The organism is Microcoleus sp. Pol12A5 (assembly GCF_036701435.1).
Lineage (GTDB): Bacteria > Cyanobacteriota > Cyanobacteriia > Cyanobacteriales > Microcoleaceae > Microcoleus.
Genome location: NZ_JAUBQU010000060.1, coordinates 1 through 23,222, shown reverse-complemented (window position 1 = coordinate 23,222; position 23,222 = coordinate 1). Strand labels below are relative to the sequence as shown.

Below are 23,222 nucleotides of genomic sequence, written 5' to 3'. Positions count from 1 at the left end.
CTATAGGCAATATCCCTCGCTGCTCAACTCGTTGGCGCGGCTGTGCCGATCGCACTTCATCCACCAAAATTCGACCGCATTCAGGTTCAAGCACTCGATTATGACATCTAGTTCATCCAAGATTCCGGTTTCCGTTCTCATTCCGGCAAAAGACGAAGAACTTAATCTACCAGCGTGTCTGGCCAGCATTGCTAGGGCGGATGAAGTTTTCATGGTTGATTCCCAAAGCAGCGATCGCACGGTAGAAATTGCCATCAGCACCGGCGCAAAAGTAGTGCAATTCTACTTCGACAACCGCTGGCCGAAAAAGAAAAATTGGTCATTGGACAATCTGCCTTTTCGCAACGAATGGGTATTAATTGTCGATTGCGACGAGCGCATTCCCCCAGAACTTTGGGACGAAATCGCGCAGGCGATCGAAGACCCCAATTTTGACGGCTACTACCTAAACCGCAAAGTATTCTTTTTAGGCCAGTGGCTGCGTTACGGCGGCCGATATCCCGACTGGAATTTGCGTTTGTTCAAGCATCAAAAAGGACGTTACGAAAACCTCGGCACTGAATCCGTACCCAATACTGGCGACAACGAAGTTCACGAACACGTCATTTTAGCCGGTCAAGTCGGCTACTTAAAAAATGACATGATCCACGAGGATTATCGCGATTTATTTCACTGGATAGAACGGCACAACCGCTATTCTAATTGGGAAGCTCGGGTTTATTACAATATTATTGAAGGGCGCGACGACAGCGGCACTATTGGTGCTCACCTATTTGGAGATGCCGTACAGCGAAAGCGATTTCTCAAAAAAGTTTGGGTGTGGCTGCCTTTTAAACCAATGCTCAGATTTATTTTATTTTACTTCATTCAGTTAGGCTTTTTGGATGGAAAAGCTGGCTATATTTATGCAAGGTTATTGAGTCAATATGAGTATCAAATTAATGCAAAACTTTACGAGTTGCGTTGTTGTGGCGGTCAGTTGAATGTGGCAGAACCAGATCCGCCTCTGTCGCCGCCAGTAGTTATAACTCAGGAGACAGAAGTGAAATTGCCTTAATATTTTGGAGGCATGGGGGAATTGGGAATTAGGAATTGGTAGTTGGGAATTGGGAATTAGGAAACCCACACCCTACCGAGCGGCTTGAGGGATTTTCATTTAATAAGTTCTTCTAGGGATGGGAACAGCAATTTTTCTGCGCTCACTTTTTCGCAATCACAAGGCTGTTGACTTGCGGATATTGCTGATACTTTGCCCAGCAGCAATTGGATGCTTTCGATTAGCAATGGTAGAGTTAATAAAATAATTGATGCTGATACTAGCAAGCTAATTAAGCCGTCAGCCCAATTCCAGTGCAGCCACGCGACGGCGATCGCAGCTAAAATTACTCCAGCCGACGAAAAAATGTCGGCGACTGCGTGCAGAAAGGCGCTTTTGAGATTCAAGTCGCCGTGACAGCAGGAATGCAAGCAACAAGCATTAATCGAGTTGATGCTTAAACCAACTATGGCGGTAATTAACATCGGGAGCCCTTCTACTTCGGGAGTTGGGGACTGCAAACGGGCGATCGACTCGGAGGCTATCCACAGGGCGATCGCCACTAAACTGATACTATTAATTAAAGCAGCAATGATTTCTCCTCGTTCAGGGATTGACGATTGTGCGATCGTACAATCTACGGATTTACTTTTGCGTTTGACTGAGGAGTACCAAGTGGCTGTCAAAGTTATTGCTAAAGCTGCTACATCTGAAAAGACGTGACTCGCATCTGCTAATAGGGACAAACTATGAGAATTAAGTGCGGCGATTAACTCTGCTACAAAAAAGCTGCTAAGCAGTACCAATGCTGTTTGTAAAAGTCGCACTTTGCCAATTCTGGGATTTATATTCTCGCCTTGTGCGATATCCTTGGCGTTGTCAGAGTCAAAATTTTCCCTAATTAGAAATGTCATGCAGCAGTCCTTAAGGTTAAAGTCGATTTTAAATTAAACATTAAATTAACTATCAATGACCGATTATAGACCAAATCCGAACCAATATCCGGAAAATCCGATCGCAAATTCCCCAAATCCTGAAATAAAGGATAGTTCAATTAGAGACAACCAGCCAAATAGTTTAACAGGGGAATCTTGGGTTGATTTGCGGCTGTACAACCAATCAAAGTTCGATCGGGGAAAGCCCGGTTGGCTAATTTTGCTTTGGTGGTTCGTGCAGGCGATCGCATTTCCCCTCACTCCACACCCTTTTAACGGCATCAGAAGCGGCTTGCTGCGGTTATTTGGAGCAAAAATAGGTCGGGGTGCGTTCATTCGTCCCACGGCTCGTTTTACCTATCCTTGGAAAGTTGAAATCGGCGATTACAGTTGGATCGGAGATGATGTTGTATTGTACAGTCTCGATCGAATAGCGATCGGCAAACACTGCGTCATTTCTCAAAAAAGCTACCTCTGCACCGGCACTCATGACCCTCAAGACCCAGCCTTTAGCTTAATAACAGCACCTGTAATCATTAATAACGGCGTTTGGATTGCCGCCGACTGCTTCATTGGTCCAGGTGTCGAAATCGGTGCAAATACGTTAATTGGAGCTCGCAGCAGCGTCTTTAAAAATATGCCTGCAGGCTTTATTTGTACAGGAACACCTTGTCGTCCCCGCTATCGGCGAGAAATTAACCAAAGTTCATAAGAGACATTGCACCGGGAAACTAAGCAGCTTTACAAGCTTGCTGCCGAATTGGAATTTCAATGACGAATTCTATTCCCTTTCCTAATCCAGGCTGGCAGTATAATCTGCCCCCATGCTTTTCAACGATAATTTGGTAACTGATAGATAACCCCAACCCAGTTCCTTTACCGATCGGTTTGGTAGTAAAAAAAGGGTCAAATAGTTTCGGCTTTAAAGTTTCGCAAACTCCTCGACCGTTGTCACTAATATGAATAGCCACCCAATTCTCATCAATTACTTGTGTAGAAATTTCAATTCGGTTCGGGTGTTGTTTGATTTCTGCAAAGGAACGCTGCTGATTTGATTCATCTAAAGCATCAATGGCATTGGAAATAATATTCATAAACACTTGATTTAATTGTCCGGCATGGCATTCTACTGGTGGAAGCTGACCGTACTTTTTTATTAGTTCAATCTCAGGATGCTCTGGTTTTGCTTTTAAACGATGATGCAGGATGGTGAGTGTACTATCAATTCCTTCATGAATATTTACAGCTTTCACCTCTGCCTCATCTAGGCGAGAAAAGATTCGCATAGACTTGACAATTTCCTGGATGCGCTGCGTTCCTAAGTTGATTGAGTTAAGAACTTTTATAAAATCTTCCTCCACAAATTCCAGTTCTATTTCATCCATTGCTGCTTGAATCCGAGGGGTAGGATTTACATAATCTTCTTGATAGAGGTGTATAATTTTTAGTAAGTTATGAGCATACTCTTGGGCATAACCCAAATTACCAGAAATGAAATTTATAGGGTTGTTTATTTCATGAGCAATCCCAGCGGCCATTTGCCCTAAGCCGGACATTTTTTCGCTTTGGATTAACTTAAGTTGCATTTGTTGTAAATCTTCATAGGCTTGGCTAACTTCTAAAACTTTCTGCTCCAATAAGGTATTTTTTTCTTCTAATTTTTCAGCTAGAACATGAAGCTTTAAATGCAGCTTGACCCGAGCTAATACTTCCTCCTGTTGGAAGGGTTTGGTAATATAATCTACAGCCCCAAGCTTAAACCCCTCAACTTTATTAGCCGTATCCGAGAGCGCCGTCATAAATATAACGGGAATCTGTTTAGTTTCTGGATTAGCCTGTAATCGACGACAGGTTTCAAATCCATCAATCTCCGGCATCATGACATCTAGTAAGATTAGGTCTGGTAGAGCATATTTAACTCGCTCTAGTGCCATTTTTCCAGATTTCGCAACCCGAACTTCAAATCCTGCTTGGCTTAAGGCATCAGATAATACACCTAAGTTAGCTGAATTGTCATCAACTATAAGAATCGTACCGTTTGCTTGAATTTCTGAATTCATAAACCTTACTTGTAGGACTGAATAAACGTTATAATCTCTTCGTCTTGAAAGTCCTTTGCCATCTGATGCAATATTTTAGCAAAGGGAATGTATTTTGGGTCTATTGCTTCAAGTAATACCGCCTGCTTAACTATTTCTAGGAAATTTCCTTTCATAGCCAGCTCGTATAGCATTTCCATTTCTGTAGCAGGCGGGGCAATTAGTTCGTTGGTGTCTGAGGCTCTCGCCAGTGGATCTTCATTAGCTTCATAAACCCATTCCAAATCAAGATACTGTTGCAATTTTTGTAGTAGTTCCGTGGCTTGAACAGGTTTGGGAATAAAAGTGTTGCCTCCTGCTTCTAAACTTCTGTATTGATCGGTTTCAAATACGCTGGCCGAAGAGACAATAATGATGATGTCTTTGAAATTTTCCGATTCTCGAACCCGCTTAATTAGCTCGAAGCCATCTAGTTCGGGCATTAATAAATCGGTAACGATTAAATCTGGCTGCACCTCTAGAATTTTTTCCCAGCCTTCCTGCCCATCGTTCGCTTCAGACACCTCAAAGCCGATCGGACTGAGCAAATTGCTAATTACCGAACGGTTAGCCCATTTGTCATCAATAACCACAATCTTAGGTTGGCGGTCTTTGATGCCGATAATCTGCCCGCGATGGTCAATTTGAGATGTTTTTACCCATTCATCGGCTTGAGATAGATTGACATCAAACCAAAAAATACTGCCAACATTCATCTCACTTTTAACCTGAATGGTACTGCCCATTAGTTCTACAATCCTTTTGCTAATTGCCAGTCCCAATCCCGTACCTTCCGTCTGCCGCCTGCGATCTCCTACCTGCTCGAAGGGCTGAAAGATAGCTTGGAGTTGATCTTGTGCAATGCCGGTACCTGTATCGCGTATTTCAAAGCGAATTTTTTCTTCTGTGGCAAAACTGACTATAAAAGTAACAGTGCCCTTATCCGTAAATTTAATAGCGTTGCTTAAAAGATTAATTAACACTTGTCGCAAGCGTTTTTCATCCGCACGAATACCGATCGGGAGTTCGGGGCTTGATGGAAAATGAAACTGAATTCCCTTTAGTTCAGCTCGGATACGGCACATTTCTGCGACACCTTGCAGGAACGCCGGGAAATGAAAATCCGTGGGCATGAGTTCCACTTTCTGTGCTTCAATCTTCGACAAATCGAGAATATCATTGATTAAGGTCAGTAAATGGGAACCGCACTGATAAATGACATCAATGCGCGATCGCTCTTCTTCATTCAAGACTTTGGAACGCTGAAGAATCTGCGCGTACCCCATGATGCCATTAAGCGGAGTCCGCAACTCGTGGCTCATGTTAGCAAGGAATTCACTTTTGGCCCGACTAGCTGCTTCTGCGGCTTCCCTGGCTTTTGCCTGTAAGATTTCTGCTTGTTTGCGATCGTGGATATCGATACAAGTGCCAACCCACTCCCGGAGGCTGCCATCTTCTTCCAGAAGTGGCACCCCTCTAGCTTGGAAATAACGATAGTTTCCATCCGTTCCGCGCATTCGATATTCCATCTCAAACAGGCTTCTCGTTTGCACTGCTTCCATCCACACCTGAACTGTTCGTTCGCGATCGTCCGGGTGGATTGTATCTAACCAGCCAAAACCAACCGCCTCAGCTTCCGTTTGTCCGGTGTAAGCTCTCATACTCGGTGAATCCTGGCATCTTCCTTCAGCATCCGTTGTCCAGACAATTTGGGAAATGGCAAGGATTAGCGATCGATAGCGTTCTTCGCTTTGTTTGATAGCATCTTCGGCTTGTTTGCGATCGTGGATATCATTGCAAGTACCAACCCACTCGCGGATGTTGCCATTTTCATCCACAATTGGTACTCCCCTACCTTGAAAATAACGATAGTTTCCATCCGTTCCCCGGATTCGATATTCTATATCAAACAGGCTTTTCGTTTGCACTGCTTCCATCCAAGCCTGACTCGTTCGTTCCCGATCGTCCGGATAAATTGGATCTAACCAGCCTAAACCAAGCACTTCAGCTTCAGTTTGCCCGGTGTAAGCTCTCCAACTCTGTAGATCAGTGCCTATTCCTTCAGCATCCGTTGCCCAGACGATTTGGGATGTGGCAACCATTAGCGAACGATAGCGTTCTTCGCTTTGTTTTAGAGCATCTTCGGCTTGTTTGCGATCGCTAATATCTCGTGTGGTGGCGATGATGCCGAGGATATTGCCCTTAGCATCCCGCCAAGGAGCCTTGGTAGTGAAAAAGGTCGCGGTGGTTTCACCCTGAGAGACATCTTCCTCGTAACTCTCAGTGATTCCTGCTTCCATGAGTTGGCGATCTTTCGCCATAATTGCACGGGCACTGTCAGGCGGCAGTAATTCCAAATCATCTTTGCCGATGATTTCCTCAATTGGCTTGCCTATGAAGTTTGCCAAATTCGAGTTAAGGGCAACATGACGCCCTTCCCGATCTTTAACGACAATGAAGTCTGGTGTACTTTCCAAAATTGAGTTTAGCAGTGCATTACGATCGCGCATCTGGGCTTCAGCTTGTTTGCGATCGTTAATGTTTCGCGCTATGGCGATAATACCGAGAATATTGCCTTGACCGTCCCGCCAAGCGGCTTTTGTGGTTAAAAAATAATTGCTGGTCTCACCATTTGAAATTTCTTCTTCGTAGGTTTCAGTAGTACCTGTTTCTATAATCTCCCGGTCTTTTGCCATTATTGGAACGGCAGCAGCAGGGGGCATCAGTTCCGAATCATCTTTACCCACAATCTCCTCTATGGGTTTACCGTCAAATAATAAGTTTGCCACAAAGGAATTAAGGGCAACATATCGGCCTTCCCGGTCTTTAACCACAATGATGTCTGGCGTACTTTCCAAAATAGAGCTCAGCAAGAGGTTGCGATCGCGCAGCACAGCTTGCTGTTCGCGGAGAGCTTCTTCAGCTTGTTTGCGATCGGTAATATCTGTATTAGCTCCAACCCATTCCCGAATTGAACCATCCGCGTTCAGAATTGGTACACCGCGACAACTCATGTAGCGATATTCCCCGTCATAGCGACGCATACGAAATTCAACTTCATAGAGGGAGCCATTGGCACAGGCAGCCGACCAGACGCTAGCAACATGAGCGCGATCGTCTGAGTGGAACGTGTCTAGCCAGCCCCATCCCTTGTAATCATCAAATGTCTGTCCTGTAAATGCAGTCCAAGCGAGTTGTTCGCTAACGAGTTCGCCTTCAGCATTGGTATTCCAAATAATTTGAGCGCTAGCTTCCATCCAAGAACGAAATCGTTCTTCACTTTGTTTGAGGAGATCTTCTGCGGTTTTGCGATCGCGAATATCCCGCGTAATAGTCGCAATCCCTACCGGTTCATTAGTCTCTGGATGTTTAATCAAAAATAGGGTGTAATCTACCAGGATGGGTTGACCTGTCTGGAAATGTCTGAAGCGGAAATCACTCCGCCAACTTCCCTCTTGCATTACAGCAGGCAGAATAGAGTGCTGTACCAAGTCCAAATCTTCTGCCATGAAGAAGTCGGTAATGTGTTTGGTTTTGGCTTCCTCCAAACTACTGAGTCCCACCAAATCCAGACCAGCTTGATTCACTACCATCGGGCGACCATCCATTGAGGCCACGCCAATAAAGTCACGGCTATTCTCGATCGTTGTAGCGAGCAATTGCCTTTCTTCCTCTGCTTTTTTGCGATCGCGAATATCCCGCGCAATAGTGGAAATAAACTCTACTTCGCCCGCTTCTGTTTTGTGGACGATCAAAACCTGGGAGACTGGAATTTCTTCCCCATCGCGTGACAAAAATAGGATTTCACCCGCACACCTCCCCTCTCGCAAGGCGCTGGGAATTATTTCGTTGTGGAACTTTGCTTTTGCCGAGGGAGCTAATACAGAATCTATAGTAAACGGCGATCGTGCTTCCTCTGGGGATATCCCCAGCATTTCCTGTCCGGCTTTGTTGAGATAGACGCTGTGCCCAGCCGCATCAGAAACTCCTACTAAGTCGGAAGTTGCTTCCAAAATTGCCGTCAGTCGTGCCTGCTTTTGTTCTGCCCGCTTGCGATCGGTAATTTCAATTACAATCCCACCAAGACCAAAAACCAAGCCATTTTCATCCAACAAAGGATAGTAAGATGCTTGCCAGTAGCGCACGATGCCCGGTTCTTTCGGTGTTTCACCCACTAATTCATAGTCAAGAATTGGCTTGCCCGTATCCAGAATGTCTTGCAGCATTGGTTCCACAGTCGGAGCCAATTCTGGCAGCACCTCACGCACTGACCTACCAATATGGTCTGCCACACAAACGCCATTCATCTGGGCCAAAACTTCGTTAATTTGGACATACCGGAGTTGGCGGTCAAAAATCAGCAGTCCGGCGTTGGCACCTGCAAAAAAAGCGTCGAAGTGAGCCTGTCGCAATCTCTGTGCTGTTGTGCTCTCTTGCTGTTGCGGTTGGGTTTTCTCTGGTGGGAATTTGCTCATCTTGGCTCGTGCATTTCAGCTATTATTCTAAAACTTCTTTCCAATGGCGCGATCGCAAGGTTTTCCTTGTTTCCTATTTGGTTACTGAAGAAAACCTTCAGTAGGGCGACCATTCGGTTTTCAATCGGCGATATATGTATACCTTGCGACAATATTTCAGTTAATTCTTCGGATGTATCGCCAAGCAGTTCTATTGCTCATCAATTCTATTCCTAATCAATCCTATTGGTAGAACGTTGGTGACAACCTAAGCTAGGGAAGCGTTTGTCAATCAGCAATTATGCTCAGTATTTACTCAGGTTTTGGGTGGAGAATTTAGATTTGGGCGATCGAGCGATCATGTATCGCGCGATATTTATTTCCACCCAACCCCAGACCACCAATTATCCACTCCTGAACAAGCAAGTATTTTCAGTAATTTTACTGATTGACAAATGTGATTAAGTTATAGTTTTTCCTCCAGGTAGGTAGAGTGCCAAGTATTCTTGGAACGTTATCAATTTTAGCTAGATTCAGTTAAATTTTCACTTAGATATACACAAAACGCACGCAACTAGCAGATTAATAGCAATATGTCTCCCACCAGTTAAAGTCATTGTAATACTTGCATATTTGACTTGTCCACTTAAAGAGTCATTCAATAATCCCTGCTTAAGTTGATAACGGGACTTCAAAAAAAAATTAGTGGAGGGTATGATAAACTCGAATCGAGTTAATGTTGACTAAAGTTAGTAGAGCGATCGCTTTAATAATAGATGAGTTTGCTCTTGGATCGCGAAAAAGTGGCGCACTAACCGCAGGCCTGCGAAGACCAGGTAGCCAAAAAATTGGCAATAGGGATAACTGCGTAGTATGAGGAAGCATATCTCTCTGTAACGACTTCACTTTTTTTGCCACTAAAAATAGGTTAAAATTTATGATTACGAGTTCAGTATTTTATTTTTACATTTGGTACTGAGGACTTTATTTTTTACTACTCCCCTTGAAAAATGACAACACAAACAACCTTAAAGCCTGAATTTAAATTAAATACAATACCAGAAGAAGTATTCACACATATCTCGCAAATATTTACCGCTACCCTATTTAAAATAGGTGAAAATCCTGTATCTTTGCAGTCACTGGTGGAACTGATTGTATTGTTTATGGCTATCCTTGTGATAGCACGCTCTTTTACCAACTTTCTTAAGGAAAGCTTGCTTGTCAGACTGGGAATTGACGAGGGAAATCGGGAAGCTATCGCAGTAATTATTGGCTACTTAATAGTAGCTTTGGGGGTGATAGTCGCCATCCAAAGCATTGGCTTCAACCTCGCTTCTTTTGCAGTAGTTGCGGGGGGGCTGGGAGTCGGAATTGGCTTTGGCATCCAAGATTTAACAACTAATTTTGTCAGCGGCTTAACGCTGCTTTTAGACAGACCCGTGAAAGTCGGAGACTTTGTAGAATTAGAAGGATTAATGGGAATAGTCAAAAAAATCTCGATTCGATCGACAATCATCCAAACCATTGAGGACTCCAGCGTCATAGTTCCCAACAGCAAAATGATTAGCAACAAAATTGTTAATTGGAGTTACGAAAACTCGCTACTGTGTCTGCGAGTTCCCGTAGAAGTAGCGGAGAATAGTAACCCGCTGTTAGTTACAGAAACTCTGTTAAATATTGCTTACGCGGAAGCGGGAGTTTTATACGAACCGAATCCAAAAGTATTGTTTGTCGAATTTGGTGATGATAGTTTTAAATTTGAACTTTTAGTTTGGACGGACAGACCGACTGAAAGAGAAGTAATTAAAAGTTCTTTGAATTTTGCAATTGAATACAATTTCCGCCAGCAAAAAATCGAATTTCCATTCAATGACAGAGAAATTTATTTACAAAACCCCGAAGTTTTGTTGTCAATATTTAACAAAAAAGAAATTGCTATTGATCTCTCGAATAGTTACTCGGAAAATGAGCAAAAACCGCAATTTTTTGGCGAGGGAGTGAAAAAGCCATCTTCCCTTAGTTGTTTGCTGCGAGAGGTGGAATACTTTGAAAACCTGACCGATCTTGAATTGCGGCAATTGATTGAAGTTGGGTACCGCAAACGGCTGCGACCGCAAGAATTTTTATTTCACGAAAACGACCCTGGAGATGCTTTTTACATGATTCTTTCAGGTTCAGTCGAAGTTTTTGTGGAAGCTATTGACAAACATCTGAATAACCTCGGCACTGGTCAGTTTTTCGGGGAACTTTCTTTGATGTTGGGAATCCCCAGAACTGCTTCGGTGAGAGCTTTAGAAGAAACAATTTTGTTTGCCATCAATAAAGAAGGTTTCCAGAAAGTTTTAACGGAACGACCTGATTTATCGGAACAGATTATTAAAGAAATAGTCAAGCACAAAGAAGAACTAAGCGAGAGACAGCAATTATTGCGAGAAATGGAATTAGTAGATGCAGCAGAAGAGGAGGAAAATCCTGTAGAATGGGTGAGAAAACGGTTAAAAAATCTATTTAGTGTTTGAAATAATTTCTATGACGCGATTTATTCACGATCTTTTTGCCAAAGAATACCTGGAGGAATTGCTGTCGCCGCTCGGAACGGTTAATATCGGCCGCGATGTGACTTCCGAAGTACGAGAAATAGATGTTTATTTTACTCCCCGAACCGCAATTCCCGCATACTCAGAAACCCTGGGATTGTTGGGAAAAATGGCAAACACAACTGCAATTTTTGAACCGTTTCGCAATCCTGCCAACGTCAGCGAAATTTGTAGCTGTCTGGGGAAGTTATTGGACGTGCGAGGTGAATTGGAACGGAAATTTAGGAGAGAAAATACTCGCTATGATGACGCTCAGTTACCCAAACTGTGGATTTTGATGCCCACAGCATCGAAAGCATTGGTAGATAGCTTTAATGCGATACCAGACACAGAGAATTGGATGCAGGGAATCTATTTTTTGGGTGAATCTTTGCGAACTGCAATTGTGGCGATCCGCCAGTTGCCAGAAACTCCAGAAACTCTGTGGTTGAGGATTTTAGGCAAAGGGGGAGTGCAGCAAAGGGCTATTTCCCAATTGAGCGCTTTAGCTGCCGACGATCCGTTGCGGATTATCGCGCTAGAATTGCTGTATCGGTTACAGTCAAATTTAGTAACCGATGGGCCACAAGAATTAGAGCCAGAAGAGCGGGAGTTAATTATGGCCATTGCACCACTTTTTCAACAACAAATACAAGCAGCACAGCAACAAGCTAGAGAAGAAGGACTAGAACGAGGCAGACAAGAACAACAGCGCTTAATCTTAGAAAACTTTCTGCGAGTTAGATTCGGAGAATTAAGCCCCAAAATGACTGTTTTTCTATCTCCAATATCCAAGTTGGCGGCGGCAGAATTTACAGTGCTGTTGCTGGCAATCTCGATGCTGACAGTCGATGAAACAGGGCGGGAAGCAGCGGTAAAATTGTTAGCTGAAAGTGCGTTGCAAATGCGATCGCCTGAATTGGGCGATCTTCTGCCTACAGCCGTTACTAATTTATTGGCTTTGCCTGTGACAGAATTGGCATTGTTTGTAGAACAACTACCGCAGTTATCGGCTGAGGAATTGAGGGACAGGTTAGGAAAAACACCTGACTAAAACCTGCGATCGCAGCCATAAAGCGATCTTGCTCTTTATGGCTGCGAAAATTCTCACATAAAATTCCTCGATTCTGTCGATCGCACTTTAGGAATTGGACTGCGGCGACAAAATCAAGTGCAGCAGACCGTCGATCAGTCGATCGCGCTCCATTGGCAGAATCTCTTTGCCGTGCATCATATGCTGCGTTAACTGGAAATATACCAAAGATCCAATAAAAATCCGCGCTGTTGCCTCGGGATCGGGCAATTTTAACTCTGGATGCGATGCCAAATATTCCGCTAGCCGATCGATACCCGGTTTAGCTAAGTTTCTCACAAATGTCTGCGCTAACTGGGGAAAACGCCCCGATTCCGCAATCACTAACCTCACAAAATTGAGAAATTCAGGTTCCTGGGTCACCTGATCCAATACATTTGTGGCAACGAATCGCAGCGCTACAGCCGGTTCTTCATCCAGAACTGTAAAATGGACTTTTTTTCGCGCCAGCCGCTGTACCAAGGCCGCGAATAATCCTTCTTTATCTGCAAAATAGCTGTAAACCGTGGCTTTGGAAACTCCTCCCGTCTTCGCTACCTTGTCCATACTCGTGCCCGCGTAGCCGTGGGCTAAAAATTCTTGCATCGCACCTTGCAGGATTTGCTCGGTTTTGTCACCTCCTGCTGCGTCTGGTTCGATCGGTTTTGTCCTTGCCATACCTTGCTTCTGTAATTTTTATTTGGGCTCTTGACATCATTATACTGAACGGTTTAGTATAAGAACGTATCAGAACTAAACGGTTTAGTTTTATTTATCAAAAAGAGGTATGTCATGGTACACCAACCAACAGCAGACGGCTTATCCTCAACTCCATCCCTAGTTAAACAACTCCTAGTTGTGGCAGCACTAGCAACCCTGGCGGCAGGGGGAACCACAGGCTACACGATCTGGCGATCGCGCATACCCGATCCCAACGCAGTAGCCGCAGCAGCATCCGTGGCGGCATCCCAATTAAGGACAGTTACAGCCTTGGGGCGACTCGAACCCAGGGGAGAAGTAATTAAAGTCTCCGCCTCCGGTGCCACGGAAGGAAACCGGATCGATCGACTGTTGGTAAAAGAGGGAGACAGGGTGAAAACAGGTCAGACGATCGCAATTTTGGACAGCCGCGATCGCCAGCAAGCCGCCCTCGACCAAGCTCAAGAACAGGTGCGCGTCGCTGAGGCAAACCTAGCAAAAGTGAAAGCAGGAGCCAAAAAAGGCGAAATCCAAGCCCAGAAAGCGACTATTAGCCGTTTATCCGCCGATCGCAGCAACGAGATCGCAGCGCAACAGGCGATCGTTGCCCGTCTAGAAATTGATCGCAGCACCGAAATTGCAGCGCAACAAGCCACAATTGCCCGCATCAGGGCCGAACAACAAGGTGAAATTCAAACCCAACAAGCCGCAATTGCCCGTCTACAAGCCGAACTCCGCAACGCCATAAGCGAAGATCGGCGCTACTCCCAACTGTATGAACAGGGAGCAATTTCCGCCTCAACTAGCGACAGCAAAAGCCTCGCAGCCGAAACAGCCCAACAGCAACTCAACGAAGGAAAGGCAAAACTGGATCAAATTCGCCAATCCCGCCAACAACAAATTAACGAAGCCCAAGCCAAACTCAACCAAATTCAGCAATCCCGCCAACAGCAAATTAACGAAGCCCAAGCCAAACTCAGCCAAATTCAGCAATCCCGACAACAGCAGATTAATGAAGCAGCGGCAAATCTCGATCGCATCGCCGAAGTGCGTCCGGTTGACATAGCAGCAGCCGCCGCCGAAGTCAGTTCCGCCACTTCAGCAGCCAAACAAGCCAAAGCCAATCTGGATCTAGCTTACATCCGTGCTCCCAGAGACGCCCAAGTCCTGAAAATTCACACGCATCCGGGGGAAAGGGTGGGAAACGACGGCATTGTCGAACTCGGACAAACTCGCGAGATGCTGGCTGTTGCGGAAATCTACGAAAGCGATGTGGACAAAGTACGCCTCGGACAAACCGCCAAAATTACTAGCGATGCTTTGACCGGCGAATTGCGGGGAACTGTCGAACATATTGGTTTGCAAGTGCAGCGGCAAAACATTGTTAACACCGATCCTTCTGCGAATATTGATGGTCGAATTGTGGAAGTAAAAGTGCGCTTAGATGAAGCTTCCAGCCAGAAAGTAGCGGGATTAACCAATTTGCAAGTCAAAGTGGCGATCGGGGAAATTAAAGATTAAGAAGACTTAAACCCTAGGGTCGCTTTCTTCAATCCAAAATCCAAAATCTAAAATCTAAAATCGATCGGGGAAATTAAAGATTAAGAAGACTTAAACCCCAGGGTCGCTTTCTTCAATCCAAAATCCAAAATCTAAAATCTAAAATCCTATGATTGGACTCATAAAACCCTTACAACAGTTAAGACGCAGAACTTCCCTCGGATGGCTGCAACTGAGTCACGACAAAGGCCGAATGGCCGTTGCAGTCGCAGGAATTGCCTTTGCTGACGTTTTGATGTTCATGCAGTTAGGCTTCCAAAATGCGCTTTACACCAGCAATACGCGCCTGCACCAAACCTTGCAAACAGACTTAGTTTTGATTCACCCACAAGCGCGAAACTTGATTAATTTGTCTTCCTTCCCCAGGCGCAGATTGTATCAAGCAATGAACGTACCGGGCGTGAAATCAGCCGAGCCGCTTTACGTGAAAATTGCTAACTGGAAAAATCCCGAAACTCGACGCGAAACGTCGCTGATGGTGGTCGGTTTCAATCCGAATCACCCTGCGTTTGCGCTTCCAGAAGTTAACCAAAATTTGAGCGCGATTAAATTGCCGGATACTGTGCTGTTCGATCGAGCTTCTAGGGGAGATTACCAAGGAACGATCGCGCAAATCGATCGAGGAAAAGTCGTTAAAGCTGAGGTAGAGCGGCGCACGATTAACGTCAGCGGTTTATTCACAGTTGGAGCATCTTTTGCCGCCGACGGTATTTTGATGACTAGCGATCAAAATTACCTGCGCCTGTTTCCCAGACAAAACGCCGCCAGTGTTAATGCCGGATTAATTCAACTGCAACCGGGTGCTGACCCCGTGGAAGTTCAACAAGTTTTAAAAGCATATTTACCGCCGGATGTCAAGGTATTAACCAAACAAGAATTTATCGATTTTGAGAAAAACTATTGGGCTAAGAATACTGCGATCGGCTTTGTATTTAACTTAGGCGTCGCGATGGGTTTTGTCGTTGGTGTAATTATTGTTTATCAAGTTCTCTCAACCGATGTCAGCGACCACATGGGAGAATACGCTACTTTCAAAGCAATGGGCTACCGCAATGTTTATTTACTCGGTATCGTTTTTGAAGAAGCTCTAATTCTTTCCGTCCTCGGTTTTTTGCCAGGAGTAGGAGTCTCTTTCGGACTCTACTCTTTAACTCGCAAAGCTACAAATTTACCCCTGTACATGACGCTGATTCGAGCAGTTGCAGTGTTAATTTTGAACGTGATTATGTGCACTATTTCAGGAGCAATTGCCACTCGTAAACTGCAAGCAGCCGATCCAGCAGATATGTTTTAAGGGAAAATGAATCAGAGAGTATGAAAGACTAAAGCCCTGACTAAAAACATATTTTTGCAATCTTTCTCTTCTTTTTCCTCTGCCTTTTTGGCGACAAAAGCGGTTTATTAGACTTGAAGTGAAAAATTTACCAATCTTGAAATCCATCTGCCTTCATCTGCGTTCATCTGCGGTTTCCCTCTTAATCAAAGATTTAGGCAACCTTGTGTCTTAATTAAATCTCCAACCTCAAACCAATAACATATGAATTCTACTACTCTCTACCCAACAACCAACGCATTACAGATTCCTGCACCTGTAATTTCCGCGCACCACCTCGACCACTACTTCGGTCAAGGTCAACTGCGAAAACAGGTACTTTTTGACATTAATCTCGAAATTAAAGCAGGTGAAATCGTGCTGATGACGGGGCCTTCTGGTTCTGGAAAAACTACGCTTTTAACTTTGATTGGCGGATTGAGATCCGGTCAATCGGGAAGTCTCCAAATTCTCGGTCAAGAAATGTGCAAAGCGAGTGCGGACCAATTGGTAAAGGCGCGACGCAAAATTGGCTATATTTTTCAGGCGCATAATTTACACCGCAGTTTGACGGCGCTGCAAAACGTGCAAATGGGTTTGGAAGTTCACGGCAATTTGTCGCGTTCTCAAATGCGCGATCGCTCTGCAAAAATGCTAAAGTTAGTAGGACTGGAACAGCGGATTAACTATTATCCAGATGACTTGTCGGGAGGACAGAAACAAAGAATTGCGATCGCCCGCGCTTTGGTCAGCCAACCGCAAATTGTTTTAGCGGACGAACCAACAGCCGCCCTGGACAGCAAATCCGGTCGCGAAGTGGTGAATTTGATGCAGCAATTAGCCAAAGAACAGGGTTGTACTATTTTGTTAGTAACCCACGATAACCGAATTTTGGATATTGCCGATCGCATCCTTCACATGGAAGATGGAAAATTAGCCTAATTTTTAAATTTCCGAAGAATAGACATCACCCATAACTCCCTCATTTTCAATTTTGGATGTCAAAATTTAATCCAAAATTGCCAAACCCCAATCTAAACTCGTCCGAGGACTATTCACTAATTGCTAACAACCAATCCTGGGCGGTCAATCCCCAAATTTTGCAGGTACATTGCTTCGAGTTTGGGCATCGACGATTCCACGGAACCGCCATAACGCCGAAAAGAAGGCCAGATGTAAGCGAGTTTTCTGACTGCTGGCTCCAATCGACCCGCTTCTATATCTTCTAATGCACCTTTTTCTCGGATTAACTCTACAGCTACAAGGTCTTGATTTTGCGGGCTGAAATCGCTGATGCTAATTTTTTTGGCAAATCTGTCCCAAGTGGTGCTGAGAAACTGATATCGCCCTGCTGCGTCGGAACATAGTTTTTTGCCATAGCGGCGGCCGCACCTCATTTCCCTAGGATGATCTTTAAAGCTGACAAATTTCGTGCCGGTGTACTGAGTGCGGTAGCCGTCGGCGCTAGCGGTTCCTTCGGCGGCGGCAATTGTGTCGAGAAAGGCTTTTACTCGACGTTCCGGGCCGATGCTATCGAGTCTGTTATCCTGTATGGGCTCTGGTGAATTGAGGGTTGCAGTTTCCGATTTACGATCGCGCTCGATGTTATCCTCTCTGAGGTCTGGTGAATCGAGGGCCGCAACTTCCGGCAGACGTTTCGGGGTGGGCGAGCTTTCTGCCGAGACCGATTGCCCCCACAGTCTCGGGGTAATTCGACCCAAAAAAAAGCATAAACAGATGCACAAACTCCATGAAAGTTTAAAACGGAGGCGTTTGGACAGTTGCCTGCGCTGCCGCACAGGCCACCCGTGCAGAGGGAGGACTGCGGGCAAGATTCCCGTTTGCTGGCCGAAGGCGAACAGCGATTTCAGCGCTAGCAAGGTTTGCTTGTAAAAACCGGGTGCAAGTTTTCGAGATCTCATTGCTGCAGCGAAAGTCTCGACATCAGTTAGAGTCACTTCTGCCAGCGGTTTTTCTACAAACAGCCGAAAACGGTTGGCCGCCTGCCAGCTAAAGCGCTTGCTGCGGGGGGATTTTTGCTCCACCCAGAGGCGAATTAGCTCGATGTCTGAAATGGGTTGCAGATGGCTTCCCAGATGTTCTGGCGCGTACAAGAGTACCTCCTGATATCACTTCTAGTTGAAGGTTCCCAGTGAGAACGGATGAGTGAAACAGGGAGCAAGGGAAACTGGCTTCAACCATACTAAGTGATACTACTAAGCGCTCACCGGGTCAAGCTGAATGACCGATTGTTCGAGCAGTTGAGTGTAAAGTTGACCCAGTTGAGAGGCGATACCGTCCCAACTGAAATAGGTTTCGACGTGCTGGCGGCCTGTGTGTCCCAGTTGCTGACGCCATACTGAGTCAACTAACAAGCGATCGATCGCATCGGCAAAGGCTGCTTCATTTTTCGGCGGCGCAAGCAAACCTGTTTCTTGCGGCACTACAGTATATTTCAGCCCTCCCACGTCGGAGGCGACTACTGGCGTGCCGCAGGCCATCGCTTCAATGGCGACTAAACCGAAGGGTTCGTAGTGGCTGGGAACGACGCACACATCGGCGGCTGCGTAATAGGCGGGGAGAATGTCTCGGCTCAAGGCGCCGGGAAAACTGGTAATGTCGCTCAGACCGAGTTCTTCAACGATGCTGCCGATACGATCGCGCTCTTTACTGTCGCTTTCCCCCTCACGCCACCCGCCGCCAATTATGAGGTTTAAATCGGCTTTGGGCACCGCCGACAGACTAACGGCGCGGACTAAGGTTTCTATGCCCTTGCGGGGGTCGAAACGGCCGACGTACAACACGACTTTGGTTTCGGGGGCTATGCCCAAGTGGCGGCGGGCCGTCGATCGGGCGATCGAGCCGAACCTTTCAGTGTCGGTACCGCAGGGAATGATGTCAATATTGCCTTTTGAGGAAACCAGAGACCTCATGTGTTCTTTTTCTTGGGGACTGGTAGCCACTACGCGATCGGCTGTTTCCAAAAGTGTTTTTTCTACTTGCAGCCTGGTTTTGGCAATCATCGGAATTGTCGAAACCGACTTGTATTTAATTGCTGCCAAAGAATGGTAAGTGTGAACTTGCAGCAGAGGTTGCGATTTTTTCAACTCCATTCCCACCCAAGAAGACAGCCAGTAATTTGTGTGAACTAAGGGATATTGAAAGCCTGACTCTAACTGAAATTTGTGAAATTCTTGAACAAAGATTGGCAAATATCCATAAAGTTCATCGCGGGGAATAAATTCTTGTGGCCCTGCTACTAGCCTAATTGTCCGGCAATTGGGACTGTGCTGTACAATTCTTGCTTGTTGGCGATCGGATAAGCGGGTGAACATATCAACTTGCCACCCCTGTTTAGCCAAAGCTTCTCCTACTTGACGCACGTAAACATTTTGCCCGCCCGCTTCTTCTTTGCCAATTTCTACAGCGGGATCACCGTGTACGGAAATGAGAGCGATGCGTTTTTTAGTTAAGGAATTCATGCTTTTTTACCGAAAATTTAAAAATTTTTAGGAGAAGATTGAAAGTGCCATTTTGGCTGCTGCGCCGGGACTGGAATCTTCTAGCTAATTTGTATTAAAGTCAAAATGCGGGATCGATAAATCATCCTTCAGGGATAAGTTGCAGGGAAAAATTTACATACGACTTCCTTCTGCTGACAGAGACGTGGAGCAGCTAAAAATCTAGATAATCTAAATGGAAATGAACGAGGGTGAAGGGAATTTTCCGTATTATTGCCTGTGTCAAACTCGCACCTTCTAGCCATCTCTAACTAGAGCCTGCTTTTAGCTTGCTGCTAGAGATGCCAGATCTGTCGAAGGTATAGTTTTACCCCTCTGGATAAATAAGTAAAGCTTTATCCAAAGCAGAAGTCGGTTGTCCCGAAGACCGAATGTTACAGGGCCAGCGAAAAAAAGCAAAATTATTGCATTCAAAATTTTTCTTTCCTTCCGCCTTCGGCCTTCCTTCTTGCTTGTTGCTTGTGGCTTCTTATGTCAAACCAGGAGTGCGAGTTTAACTTCTAATTTCCGGTTTGTCTAATCTTAAGAGTTATTCCGATGTTTGCGTGCGGAGGATTCACCGTTTTCGCTGTTTAGGATATTCTTTCGCGAACCTGGCATTAGAGATCCGTATCGGTTAGCCCAAACTTGGGTAAACTCGGCACCTAAGAAGAGAATTTGAGCGGAATAATTAATCCAAAGCAGGATAATTACGAACGATCCCGCAGCACCGTAGGTAGAGGCAATACCGCTACCTCCGAGGTAAACTCCAATTAGGGATTTGCCGATCGTAAACAGCACTGAGGTGATGGCGGCGCCGATCCACACATCATTCCAGGCAAGATTGACATCGGGCAAAAGTTTGTAAATTAACGCAAAAAGCAGCGTAACTACGCCAAAGGAGATAGCAAAGTCCACAATCTGCCAAATGTTGATTGGTAATTGCAGCAAGCCGTTCAACCAATAGCTAACGGCGGCTAAAATGGCACTAATTACTAAAGATACTAGCAGTAGAAAGCCTATGCCTAAAATCATTGCAAAAGACAATATGCGGTCTTGCAGAAATCCCCAGATTCCTCGTCCGGGAGGCGGTGAAACATTCCAAATAGTATTGAGGGCTTCTTTGAGATTAGTAAACACGTTGGAAGCGCCCCACAAAAGTGTAGCGATACCTACTAAAGTAGCAATCATTCCCGACTTCGGTTCGGAGGCTTTGAGGATCAGTTCTTGGACGGTTTCGGCGCCATCTTTACCGATTAAACTTTGGAGTTGGGCGACGATTTGACCTTGGGCTGCGTCTGCACCAAAGACTAAACCGGCGATCGCAATTACGATAATTAGCAACGGGGCGAGGGAGAAGACTGTGTAATAGGCTAGGGCGGCGGCTAAGGTTGGGGCTTTATCTTCTTGCCATTCAGTAAAAGTTTGTTTGAGCAGCGATATGACTGTTTTTAAGTTCACGGTCTTTGGTTTCCTTATACTTATCGTCCAAGGGATCTTAATAGGTTAAGAGTTTTTTAGCCTCAGCCACAAGATAGATTTATCGATTAGCAAATTCGGAAGATTACTTTTATGTCTGATTCCAACACAACTGTTAATACCACCGATATAACATTGTCCAAAAAAGCAATTTCTTGGGCAAAATTGAGCGCCCTAGTAGCGGTGGTCAATTTTTTGCTCGTACTTTTCCATTTCAGTTACCTTCAGTTGCGGCCTGTTTATCAGAGCTATTTTCCAGGTTTAGTTAAAATTTATGACCCGATTAAAGGCATTGATTCAAGTTTACAAAATCCAGAATATTTGAAAAGCGCTGACCAGTTTTGGCGAATTGATGCGTTGTTTATCGGTTTTTTTGGGGCGGAATTTTTGATTAAAAGTCTGTTCCACACCCGCCGCAAACCGGGGGTAACTTGGTTTGATTTTGTGCTGAGGCGCTGGTACGAGGTGTTTCTGGTGATACCGATTTGGCAGGGGTGGCGGATTCTGCCGGTATTGGTGCGGCTTCACAAGTCGGGTTTGGTGAATCTCGATCGCGTAGTTGCTCAAGTTACCTATGAACCGGTGGCTTATTTAGCCAATACGATGTCGGAATACATGATGGTGCGGTTTATCAATCAAGCTAAAACTTCCATCAAACAGGGCGACGCGGCACAGATGTTGCTGGCGCAGCAGCCGTACCTTCACGTCAATCAGGAAAATACGATCGAACAAATTACCAAGCGGATTTTGGATCTGACAATTTACAAAGTTTTGCCACAGGTGCAACCGGATTTGGAAGAATTGCTGCATCACAATTTGGAAACAACAATCAAACAGTCGGATTTTTATCAAATCCTGCAAACTTTCTCTCCGATTAACATTTTGCCGACGGAGATGACGGAACAGCTAGCGAATTATTTGGCTCAAACTGCTGTGGATGTGGTATCTACTACTTACGAAGATGATAAAGGTAGAAAAATTATCGATAATTTCAGCCAAGAATTTAATCAAAGTTTGCGGCGGGAATTGCAAGATGAGAAAACTCTCGGGGAATTGCAGTCGCTGCTGTCGGATTTGTTGGAAGAAGTGAAGTTGAATTACATTCAAGGCGGCTTGAAGTCCGATCCGGTGCAAACGTTTACGGAAATGAACTCACTCCGGGGAGTAAGGGAGAGTTGATACAGCAATGAGTTCCGGTTTTGTGAATTGGATGGTTTGGAACGAACCGATGAAACTCGCCTTAGCCCTATTATGGCGAAGGAGGATAAGAGAAGAGAAAGAGTTTACAAGTTCTACGGGTAAGGTGCGCCTCCTCGGCGTACCTACGAATAAGGGTAGTGGGGATATCCGAAATATCGGGGGATAAACCTATCTAAATCCCAAGCTAAAATAAAACAATTAACCTCAAACCTCTATCATATTAGATATCTATCTTGAACAACCTTACTTGCCTGGAAATAGAAGTCGCTCAAACAACGCTGAGATTAGCAATGTTGGTGGGCTTAACACTTTTAATCGCCTTTTTTGTGGCGTCAGAACTAGCATTAGTATCAGCCGATCGCCATCAAATCCGCCAACTCGCCCACTTGGACGATCGCCCAACCGCCAAAACCGCCGAACTCGTCCACCAAGCTCAAAACAACATACCGCATTACCTGTCTGTGACTCAAACTGGCACAACAGCAGGGAGTTTGCTGTTGGGTTGGTTGGGTGAGGGAGCGACTGTACACTGGATCGAACCGTGGATCGACAAATTGCCGATCGGTCATTGGTCGGCCGTGCTGACTGCTCATTCGATCGCAGTTCCCGCAGCTTTTATCTTAGTAACTTACGTAGAAATAGTCTTAGGAGAACTCATTCCCAAAGTATTAGCAACCCACGCCCCAGAACGCACCGCTTTGCTGCTGATGCCTGCCCTCGAACTTTGCTCAAAATTACTGTGGCCGCTGCTAGCAATTCTCAACGGTACCGTGCGGCTGCTGACTGGTTGGATTACCAGTAAAGAGTCTCAACCGCTGCTGTTACCTTCCGAGGCAACTCTCGTTCAGAAAGATGCTCATTCGGCACTAATTTCTGGCCTATGGGAAGTGACAGCAGTTAACGAAAAACTCGGGTTAAATCTGCCGACTAACCAAGCTTACCAAACAATCGCTGGGTTCGTGATCCACAATTTGGGTAAAATGCCCAATCAAGGCGAGCGGCTATTGTGGGGTGAATTAGAAATAGAAGCAGAAAATGTGGTAGAAGGCAGTTTAGAAACAGTGCTACTGCGTCAGGTGACTCGCCCTTTATTTGAGCCGCAACATCCAGAACTTGTGTTAAATTGATCCTAAATCCGGCTTAAATACTTCCTCGATCTATGTGTGAGGTTGTAATTAGCAGCTCAGTGCGACAATCTACCAGAAATCTGCAAATTGCATAAAGCACAATTTATGAGGTGGATATGCTAAAAACACTTTGGGCTACTGTTCGACAAGGGAAAATTGAACTGCTGGAGTTATCAGAATTACCCGAAGGG

At 45.2% G+C, this 23,222-nt stretch carries 18 protein-coding genes; 10 read left to right on the top strand and 8 right to left on the bottom strand.

The features are described 5' to 3' along the window. Entirely contained in the window at nt 1-213 is a 213-nt protein-coding gene (locus tag QUA45_RS16990) for a hypothetical protein (RefSeq protein WP_333094623.1), read from the bottom strand. On the opposite strand from QUA45_RS16990, the gene QUA45_RS16985 reads away from it, so the two are divergent. After that, the gene (locus QUA45_RS16985; RefSeq protein ID WP_333094621.1) at nt 122-1,057 is read left to right on the top strand and encodes a glycosyltransferase family 2 protein; all 936 of its coding nucleotides are present in this window, start codon (nt 122-124) and stop codon (nt 1,055-1,057) included. The genes QUA45_RS16990 and QUA45_RS16985 overlap by 92 nt on opposite strands. A gap of 95 nt (nt 1,058-1,152) precedes the next feature. Here the strand turns inward: QUA45_RS16985 and QUA45_RS16980 are convergent, their stop codons facing one another. Continuing rightward, nucleotides 1,153-1,950 carry a cation diffusion facilitator family transporter gene (locus QUA45_RS16980; protein ID WP_333221641.1) on the bottom strand — a complete coding sequence of 266 codons (798 nt, stop codon included), beginning with the start codon at nt 1,948-1,950 and terminating at the stop codon, nt 1,153-1,155. A 55-nt stretch (nt 1,951-2,005) separates the two neighbouring features. Between QUA45_RS16980 and hpsU the strand changes: the two genes are divergently transcribed. Next, nucleotides 2,006-2,683 (top strand): hormogonium polysaccharide biosynthesis acetyltransferase HpsU, encoded by a 678-nt coding sequence (hpsU, locus tag QUA45_RS16975; RefSeq protein WP_333094526.1) that lies wholly within the window; start codon nt 2,006-2,008, stop codon nt 2,681-2,683. 19 nt (nt 2,684-2,702) lie between these two features. Here hpsU and QUA45_RS16970 read toward each other — a convergent pair whose 3' ends face one another. Further along, entirely contained in the window at nt 2,703-4,031 is a 1,329-nt protein-coding gene (locus QUA45_RS16970) for a response regulator (RefSeq protein ID WP_333094524.1), read from the bottom strand. Between the two features lie 5 nt (nt 4,032-4,036). Further along, complete coding sequence (locus QUA45_RS16965) at nt 4,037-8,524, bottom strand: PAS domain S-box protein (RefSeq protein ID WP_333221639.1); 4,488 nt, start codon at nt 8,522-8,524, stop codon at nt 4,037-4,039. Between the two features lie 989 nt (nt 8,525-9,513). Here QUA45_RS16965 and QUA45_RS16960 point away from each other — a divergent pair. Both QUA45_RS16960 and QUA45_RS16955 read left to right on the top strand, forming a co-directional pair. Beyond that, the gene (locus QUA45_RS16960; protein ID WP_333221637.1) at nt 9,514-11,025 is read left to right on the top strand and encodes a mechanosensitive ion channel domain-containing protein; all 1,512 of its coding nucleotides are present in this window, start codon (nt 9,514-9,516) and stop codon (nt 11,023-11,025) included. Between the two features lie 10 nt (nt 11,026-11,035). After that, nucleotides 11,036-12,136, top strand: coding sequence for a flagellar assembly protein H (locus QUA45_RS16955; protein ID WP_333221635.1), 1,101 nt, complete (start codon nt 11,036-11,038; stop codon nt 12,134-12,136). An 87-nt stretch (nt 12,137-12,223) separates the two neighbouring features. Here the strand turns inward: QUA45_RS16955 and QUA45_RS16950 are convergent, their stop codons facing one another. After that, complete coding sequence (locus tag QUA45_RS16950) at nt 12,224-12,832, bottom strand: TetR/AcrR family transcriptional regulator (RefSeq protein ID WP_333094518.1); 609 nt, start codon at nt 12,830-12,832, stop codon at nt 12,224-12,226. Nucleotides 12,833-12,946: 114 nt separating this feature from the next. Between QUA45_RS16950 and QUA45_RS16945 the strand changes: the two genes are divergently transcribed. From QUA45_RS16945 to QUA45_RS16935, 3 genes are all read left to right on the top strand, one after another. Then, nucleotides 12,947-14,374, top strand: a complete 1,428-nt coding sequence (locus QUA45_RS16945) for an HlyD family efflux transporter periplasmic adaptor subunit (protein WP_333221633.1) — start codon at nt 12,947-12,949, stop codon at nt 14,372-14,374. Between the two features lie 148 nt (nt 14,375-14,522). Further along, nucleotides 14,523-15,707: an ABC transporter permease DevC gene (gene devC / locus QUA45_RS16940; RefSeq protein WP_333094515.1), complete on the top strand. Its 1,185-nt coding sequence runs from the start codon at nt 14,523-14,525 to the stop codon at nt 15,705-15,707. Nucleotides 15,708-15,950: 243 nt separating this feature from the next. After that, nucleotides 15,951-16,667 (top strand): DevA family ABC transporter ATP-binding protein, encoded by a 717-nt coding sequence (locus QUA45_RS16935; RefSeq protein ID WP_333094514.1) that lies wholly within the window; start codon nt 15,951-15,953, stop codon nt 16,665-16,667. A gap of 116 nt (nt 16,668-16,783) precedes the next feature. Here QUA45_RS16935 and QUA45_RS16930 read toward each other — a convergent pair whose 3' ends face one another. From QUA45_RS16930 to QUA45_RS16920, 3 genes are all read right to left on the bottom strand, one after another. Then, nucleotides 16,784-17,839: a glycoside hydrolase family 104 protein gene (locus QUA45_RS16930; RefSeq protein ID WP_333221631.1), complete on the bottom strand. Its 1,056-nt coding sequence runs from the start codon at nt 17,837-17,839 to the stop codon at nt 16,784-16,786. A 102-nt stretch (nt 17,840-17,941) separates the two neighbouring features. After that, nucleotides 17,942-19,207, bottom strand: coding sequence for a glycosyltransferase family 1 protein (locus tag QUA45_RS16925; protein ID WP_333221629.1), 1,266 nt, complete (start codon nt 19,205-19,207; stop codon nt 17,942-17,944). 561 nt (nt 19,208-19,768) lie between these two features. Continuing rightward, nucleotides 19,769-20,686 carry a YihY/virulence factor BrkB family protein gene (locus tag QUA45_RS16920; RefSeq protein ID WP_333221627.1) on the bottom strand — a complete coding sequence of 306 codons (918 nt, stop codon included), beginning with the start codon at nt 20,684-20,686 and terminating at the stop codon, nt 19,769-19,771. Between the two features lie 111 nt (nt 20,687-20,797). Here QUA45_RS16920 and QUA45_RS16915 point away from each other — a divergent pair, with 111 nt between their 5' ends. From QUA45_RS16915 to QUA45_RS16905, 3 genes are all read left to right on the top strand, one after another. Beyond that, a complete protein-coding gene (locus QUA45_RS16915) occupies nt 20,798-21,883 on the top strand; it encodes a hypothetical protein (RefSeq protein ID WP_333094510.1) in 1,086 nt (361 codons plus the stop codon). Nucleotides 21,884-21,890: 7 nt separating this feature from the next. Beyond that, the gene (locus tag QUA45_RS16910) at nt 21,891-22,070 is read left to right on the top strand and encodes a hypothetical protein (protein WP_333094509.1); all 180 of its coding nucleotides are present in this window, start codon (nt 21,891-21,893) and stop codon (nt 22,068-22,070) included. 67 nt (nt 22,071-22,137) lie between these two features. Then, complete coding sequence (locus tag QUA45_RS16905; RefSeq protein WP_333221625.1) at nt 22,138-23,031, top strand: CNNM domain-containing protein; 894 nt, start codon at nt 22,138-22,140, stop codon at nt 23,029-23,031. Nucleotides 23,032-23,222 lie beyond the last annotated feature (191 nt).

Coding starts and splice junctions, on each gene's coding strand:
- QUA45_RS16935 (WP_333094514.1), top strand. CDS start 15,951: ATGAATTCTACTACTCTCTACCCAACAACCAACGCATTACAGATTCCT.
- QUA45_RS16960 (WP_333221637.1), top strand. CDS start 9,514: ATGACAACACAAACAACCTTAAAGCCTGAATTTAAATTAAATACAATA.
- QUA45_RS16915 (WP_333094510.1), top strand. CDS start 20,798: ATGTCTGATTCCAACACAACTGTTAATACCACCGATATAACATTGTCC.
- QUA45_RS16970 (WP_333094524.1), bottom strand. CDS start 4,031: ATGAATTCAGAAATTCAAGCAAACGGTACGATTCTTATAGTTGATGAC.
- hpsU (WP_333094526.1), top strand. CDS start 2,006: ATGACCGATTATAGACCAAATCCGAACCAATATCCGGAAAATCCGATC.
- QUA45_RS16980 (WP_333221641.1), bottom strand. CDS start 1,950: ATGACATTTCTAATTAGGGAAAATTTTGACTCTGACAACGCCAAGGAT.
- devC (WP_333094515.1), top strand. CDS start 14,523: ATGATTGGACTCATAAAACCCTTACAACAGTTAAGACGCAGAACTTCC.
- QUA45_RS16945 (WP_333221633.1), top strand. CDS start 12,947: ATGGTACACCAACCAACAGCAGACGGCTTATCCTCAACTCCATCCCTA.
- QUA45_RS16990 (WP_333094623.1), bottom strand. CDS start 213: ATGAAAACTTCATCCGCCCTAGCAATGCTGGCCAGACACGCTGGTAGA.
- QUA45_RS16950 (WP_333094518.1), bottom strand. CDS start 12,832: ATGGCAAGGACAAAACCGATCGAACCAGACGCAGCAGGAGGTGACAAA.
- QUA45_RS16910 (WP_333094509.1), top strand. CDS start 21,891: ATGAGTTCCGGTTTTGTGAATTGGATGGTTTGGAACGAACCGATGAAA.
- QUA45_RS16955 (WP_333221635.1), top strand. CDS start 11,036: ATGACGCGATTTATTCACGATCTTTTTGCCAAAGAATACCTGGAGGAA.
- QUA45_RS16965 (WP_333221639.1), bottom strand. CDS start 8,524: ATGAGCAAATTCCCACCAGAGAAAACCCAACCGCAACAGCAAGAGAGC.
- QUA45_RS16925 (WP_333221629.1), bottom strand. CDS start 19,207: ATGAATTCCTTAACTAAAAAACGCATCGCTCTCATTTCCGTACACGGT.